The 6056-nt window shown below is 52.0% G+C and carries 6 protein-coding genes; 4 read left to right on the top strand and 2 right to left on the bottom strand.

The features are described from left to right. The first annotated feature begins 87 nt into the window (after window positions 1–87). From HQRW_RS14670 to HQRW_RS14655, 4 genes are read left to right on the top strand one after another with little or no spacing between them, the layout of a single operon-like run. A complete protein-coding gene (locus HQRW_RS14670) occupies window positions 88–450 on the top strand; it encodes a hypothetical protein (protein WP_014554950.1) in 363 nt (120 codons plus the stop codon). A gap of 37 nt (window positions 451–487) precedes the next feature. Continuing rightward, window positions 488–1114 carry a hypothetical protein gene (locus HQRW_RS14665; protein ID WP_014554949.1) on the top strand — a complete coding sequence of 209 codons (627 nt, stop codon included), beginning with the start codon at window positions 488–490 and terminating at the stop codon, window positions 1112–1114. 2 nt (window positions 1115–1116) lie between these two features. Continuing rightward, window positions 1117–1947: an ATP-binding protein gene (locus HQRW_RS14660; protein ID WP_014554948.1), complete on the top strand. Its 831-nt coding sequence runs from the start codon at window positions 1117–1119 to the stop codon at window positions 1945–1947. Beyond that, window positions 1910–2332 carry a hypothetical protein gene (locus HQRW_RS14655; protein WP_231852495.1) on the top strand — a complete coding sequence of 141 codons (423 nt, stop codon included), beginning with the start codon at window positions 1910–1912 and terminating at the stop codon, window positions 2330–2332. Before HQRW_RS14660 ends, HQRW_RS14655 begins: the two co-directional genes overlap by 38 nt. A 745-nt stretch (window positions 2333–3077) precedes the next feature. On the opposite strand, the gene HQRW_RS14650 is transcribed toward HQRW_RS14655, so the two are convergent. Both HQRW_RS14650 and HQRW_RS14645 read right to left on the bottom strand, forming a co-directional pair. Then, window positions 3078–4787, bottom strand: a complete 1710-nt coding sequence (locus HQRW_RS14650; RefSeq protein WP_014554946.1) for a DUF7845 domain-containing protein — start codon at window positions 4785–4787, stop codon at window positions 3078–3080. Next, complete coding sequence (locus HQRW_RS14645) at window positions 4784–5680, bottom strand: hypothetical protein (RefSeq protein WP_014554945.1); 897 nt, start codon at window positions 5678–5680, stop codon at window positions 4784–4786. Before HQRW_RS14645 ends, HQRW_RS14650 begins: the two co-directional genes overlap by 4 nt. Window positions 5681–6056 lie beyond the last annotated feature (376 nt).

Here is a 6056-nt window from a genome sequence, read left to right as displayed (position 1 = left end):
TTTCGACAGGTATCGAATTGGTCAGTCAGTATTTACGTTGTTTGTCGTATCGTTGAATACATATGTATACAGTGAGAGGTAAGAGATATGGTAAGACAACAGTATCAGACACGACTCGATGCCGACGACGCGAGGCGAGTCGAGGAATATCAGGACGAGCATAATATCTCTGAGGCGGAAGCAATGCGTCGGTTAGTTCGACGAGGGCTCGATCATACTGACGACGACGAGGCAAGCGTCGAGAACATACAGGATGACCTCGATGAGATACTCTCACGGTTAGATAACGACGCCTCTGAGGAGACTGACACGAAGCCAGATATACTCAAAGACGAGCCACTGAGGGGACAGTACAACGACATTAACCGAGCGGACAGAACAGTGCAGATAGCCGGTGGTGCCGTGATCACATTCTTACTCATATCGCTACTCATCATAAATCTGGTATAACCGTGCATACAAATGAATACACAAAAGATATGCAGACATGTCGGGCACGAAAGACGACGCCGACAGTACAAGCCTCTCACTAACGGACGACGACAACGTAGTGCAGAAAAAGCGGATTAAAGAGATACTCAATCTGAGACATGGGTACATCACTGCACGACATGAAATTCGGTCCTCGGTACGCACGGGCAACTTGAGTAATGCCGACGGTGCCGAGTTACTCAAGTCTCGCCTCGACTCGTTTTTGCTGGACATTCGACCGATCATACTGCGATCTGAGCATGCGAGTCTGTGGACAACGGACCATATCGGCACGATTGAATTACAGCAACGACGGACAACAATGGGCGGTCGTGGTGGTCCTGAGGTCATGGTACAAGGCGACGAGATTGATATTAACGGGCTTGGGCAACTGTTGAAGATTAACGCGACATTCGACCGCAAGTGGCGACGTGTCCAGAAAAACCACGGACGGTTTAGCGACCGTGTTGGAGAGGTCGTTGATCAGGATGGATTACAGCATCCGACAGCGGTGATTGATTCTCGGATATTTGACGAGGCGTTCACAAAAGCAAATGACGTACTCGCCGATCTCGGTCTCGACGTTGGATTGAATGAGAATGATGACGAGGCGGTAGACTTCGATTATTCCGACCTGATCTAATCATGCACATCTCAGAGACGGACTTTTGGAACGACCTTATGCATGGCATTCATGGACCGAGGCAAGGTGGTGCCCGACTGATCATTGACGCCGAGGATGCGAGCACAGGCGTCGGTAAGACGACCTTAGCGTGTGCAATAGCACAGATGTGTGCACGAGCGTTCGATTACGACTTACACCCTGACGACTTCACACTCTCAGGAGAGCAATATCTTGAACGCTGGCGAGAGCACCCTGACGCATATCAACCGAGTGTAATTGTCCTCGACGAACTCGCCGGTGCCGGTGCTGGAGATTCACGACGGTCGATGAGTAATAAGAACGTGAATCTCGGTCGGTCGTGGCAACTCATGCGCAAGAAACGGATTGTAACAATCACGACCTTGCCGCATTGGTCAGATGCAGATGTTCGGATGCGACGGTTTGCAGATTATCGACTGTGGGCACTCAAGAGACCCATAGGATACTTTCGACCGTATAAAGTGACGAGCACATTCGACCGAGGCGACGTGCGCACTGAGAGTTACGACGACATACCGAGAAATAGAATACCATTTCCAAATCTCGACAGACACGACGACCCATATTTTGAGGCGGTAACTGAGAAAAAGGATGATTTACTCGACAGTGAGCACTTCGACGCCGACGAACTGCAAGAGGACGAGCCCGACCCTGAGGAAGTTGAGAGAGACCAGAAAAAGGCAGATGCCCAGCGAGCACGAGACCTCGGTCTCTCGACGCGAGAGGTATCTGAGGTCGTGGATATGTCGCAGTCATGGGTCAGTAAGTACACAGATGCGACAAACCCGACCGAACAACCTGCCGACGACTGACCACCGACCACTTGAACAGTATAATACATACGCGCTATTCAGAAAAAATAACAGACAAATGACAGACTTCGACCACACAGACATTGAGAAACAATTGATCAAAGACTTCGGAGGGACGCCGAGTGAGTCGTTCGGACCTGACGGCATGATCGGCGACGAGCCCACCGAGGTCCGACTCGCAAAGAAAGAAGATAGGTTTCGATTGAACAAAGACACGCACGAGACGTTAGTCGAGAACGACGGCACATACATCTTCGACGATCTCCAAGATAATCAACCGCCCAAGCAAGTCGAGGCTGATCAGGTCGCCGACGAGCTCGGCGAGGACTGGCACAGCGACCGTGGGTATATGCATCAATTCGTCAGCGTGGACTCATTTTTCTGAGGATTTATTTTTGTGTTTTGTGAGCACGGCGCCACAGACACGCGCACGTTGAGACAGAGTTAATCTATCCTGAATATACCGACCCTGAATCACACTGATTAACGCTGGATTTGAGTTACCGACATAGAGAGAGGCATATCTCTCGTCGAGAGTCTCCTCATAATCTCACATTGAATCTAACAAACCGTGAGGGTCTGAGAAATTTGGATCTATTCTCAGATACACTATTTAAATTAGAAAATCCACCACTCGCAAATCAGGGATTCCCGAGTGACCCTACTTTTATCAATGAGAATATAAACGAGTTTAATTAATCAGCAATATATTCCGATAGCGTACAGGTCTGAACGGTATCAGCAAGTGTTGCAGGAATAGATTTAACAATGATAATATCAAGAGCTTGAATTTATCAGAGGATATTGTAGTTGCACAACTAATCTGTCTAATCTGTGAGTGTGCAGTCTCGTTCTCAATTGGAGCTCCGAACGAGACAACATCACGAGTGATATTGTGTGTAGAAATTTTTGCGCGAGCAAAACTACGGTATGTGTTTTGATGTTGTGCCCTTAGGCACACCCCTAACAGCGAGTCCGGTGAGTCGCACCAAATTCCAAACCAGCACTGACGCCGATCTCGACGCGCACCACACCGATCACGACGAAAGGGGACCCTCGAAGGCGGTCAGATGTCGCGTGAGGGTCGAAAAAGAGGGTCGTCGAGAGTGTTGCCACTCACGAGGACGGCATCACTTGAGGAGAGTAAACGCTCGTTGAGAGTGAGACCGGACGGTAGGAGAGGACGGCAAGTAATTGAGGTCTTTGCCGTCGTCCTCGTGTTCCCATTTGACTTTTGCAGATTTGAAGGTGATAGCGTCTCGTTTCATCTTGCACCAGCGGTCGAAGCCACTACGCAAGATATTACGCACTTCTTTGATACTATCGACGCGACCGAGGTCGATGATCATGCCGTCGCCGTTGTCGTTGTAGTTGACGCCGTATCGTTCACACCATGCAACAAAGGCACTCGTGGCATTATCGAGACCTCGTTTACTGGCGTGGACGGCATCAGCGGCAGTTTTAGCGGCGTTATCGACGGCTTGTTGTGCCTGATCAAGTGCGTCGGCGACAAGTTCACTGGTATATGTGGACTTCAATGAGACCTCGCCGTAGGTGTGTGTCACGAGGTCGTTCATTCTCGCAAGGGAATTGTAAACAGTATCTTCGTGTCGTCCTGTGGACTCGGCAAGGTCCTGAGGACTCACGGCACCACCGTCGGAGACGAGCACATTGAGACATTCCTGATCAGTGGGTGCCATGCCGTCAGCAAGATGCTTGTAGACGACCGACTCTTGCTCGTGTCTGACTTCGGTAAGGTCGAGGTCGACAACGGATGCGGTCGTCGTGGCGTTCTCGACTGAGAAATATTCGTCCTCGACATAGACGTTCTCATTCGCCCTCAGGTCGAGACCGGCGTCGGCGAGGATAGCATACAGCCATTCGGTGAGTTCTTCGTCGAGTTGGGCAAGATTCTCGTCGGTAAGATGCAGTGTGTCGTCAGTCCGGCTTGTCTGATAGGCGACTTCGACCTTTGGGTGAGCCAGAGCGTCAGAGTCAGGTCGAGAGTGCGCCTCGCGAGCGTAGTAGTGTTTGCACTCGACGGGCAAGGCATGATCAGGGAATACCTCACGGACTCTCTGAGGACCGAGTGTGGCGGTATGATAATAACCGGCTAACTGACGCCCTCGCTCGTTGGTGTCGTTTTGCACGAGTTTCCGATAGCCCTCACGGTCGTTCTCCAATACGTGCGCAAGTGAGACTAAGGGACCAGTGCGAGCATGGACGGGACCAGATACGTCCTCGTGGACACGCACGTATTTCGCGGCGTCCTGAACATTGCTGGTCTCGTGTCGATATGACTCGCGGAAGTGGTGAGCACTCACGCCGAGAGAGCTTGCGGCACACATGAGTAGGTCGCCATAATCACAAAAGTCAATATTAGACCCTGAGACGCGGACGTTCATGGCGTCGTGTTCGTTCACAAGAGTACGAGGGATTGATAACTCGTGTTGGTCTCCCTCGTCAGTCTCGACGCGCATACGACGCCAGCGGGGACGGATATGATAGTTCGCCTTTTTCTCTCCGAGCTCGTCCTGAGCCTCGACACGGATGCGAAACTCACGGATTTGGTCGTGCTCGATCTTCGTGCCGTTGGGCGTCGTGCCGTCACGAGGTGGCAAGATAGACGAGTCTTGATAGTACAGAGTAACGTCCCATGTTTCGCCGAGAGCCTCGGTCTCGGTCTCGTATGAGCCGTCGTGTTGCTTCACTACCGAGTCACAGGCAAGCCATGCGTCGAGTCCGTTATCATAATTGAAATTCGCGGTAAACTCGTGGTCTTGCGGCTTGATGAGTCGGCGTATCTCGTCGGCGTCCTCGGTCTCGGTCTCGACGGTCATTGCATTGCCTCCACGAGCACGTTATCGTCGTCCTCGTCCTCGTCGTCGCCGTTGTTCTTCTGATCAGGCACGCCGACCGGCACGGGTGTAAACAACGACCGGCACTCAAGACAGACGTGCGAGACGGTCTCGAAGTCTGTCATCTCAGTAATTTCAATCGCCGGACCACTGAGACTCGGATAGGCACGAAGGTCGAGACCTGAGTGTGCCTCGTTGACTGAGCAATCGGGATTAATGCACTCGAATGGGTCGAGGTCCTCACGACGAGGGAGAGTCTCGGCGACAAGAGGCGTCGTATCGAGAGGCGGGACATGCACGACCTCACGAATGGCATTGAGAGTCACGGGGTCAGTATCGAAGGTCCAACAGCCGCGACTCTCGGCGGTACTCACAAAAGTATAATCGGGGTTGTATGTGCAGTGGTGTGCGTCCCATTCGAGATTACTGAGACGGTCTCGTGTGTCCCCGTCGCCGTGATCATGTAGTGAGAGTGCGAGTTTTGCATCTCGATGAATCCGACCGTCTCGCACCCATGTTCGGAAGTATCGTTCAACAGTGTGCGGTCCTCGACTCTCTCCTTCAAGGACGACTTTACGACCGGCGTCGATGGTCTCCAGCGGTCCTTTCGTCGGTTGGTCCTCGACCGGCGTGAGGTCCTCTTTCTCGTCCACGCCGACAGAGACGACAGTCTCGGGACCGTATCGCTCGGCGATCTCATCGAGATAATTTGAGACGGTGCCTTTCGTGGAGCCGATTTGTTCGGCGACGGTACGTTCGTTACAGCCTTGCTCACAAAATGCGAGGGCGTGTGCCTTGCGATATTCTAACTCGGTCGTCGCCGTGAGGTACTGGGCACGTTTTTCGGCACGTCGAGACGGACTTTCTCGACTCATGCGCACGTCCCTCGCAGATTTGCACTCACTCGTGCAATCTTACACAGTACCGTGCAAGTTGACACAGTACGGTGCAACCTTGCGCAAGTTGACGCAAGACGACTAACACGGTCGTTATCTGTACAATCTGACGTTATACGGCTGGTATACGACTGATTTGCTTTTTCCGACGGATACTTACAATCAGCAAGAGAAAGAGCACTTGAACCAAGACCCGTCCCAAAGGTCGGTTCAGTCCAAGAGGAGCGGTGGTGCGCTCCTCTTGGGGCGTGCCCTTCCTCCTCGAAGGGCTGTTTCATATTACTGAGTTACTTCTTTGCCTGTCTGGTATGAGTCCAGCATGATACTTAATCGTTGTCCGGCGTTGCTGATCAGG

It is taken from the genome of Haloquadratum walsbyi C23 (assembly GCF_000237865.1).
Taxonomy (GTDB): Archaea; Halobacteriota; Halobacteria; order Halobacteriales; family Haloferacaceae; genus Haloquadratum; species Haloquadratum walsbyi.
Note: the sequence above shows the minus strand (reverse complement) of the source record. Positions and strands in the feature narration are given on the sequence as shown.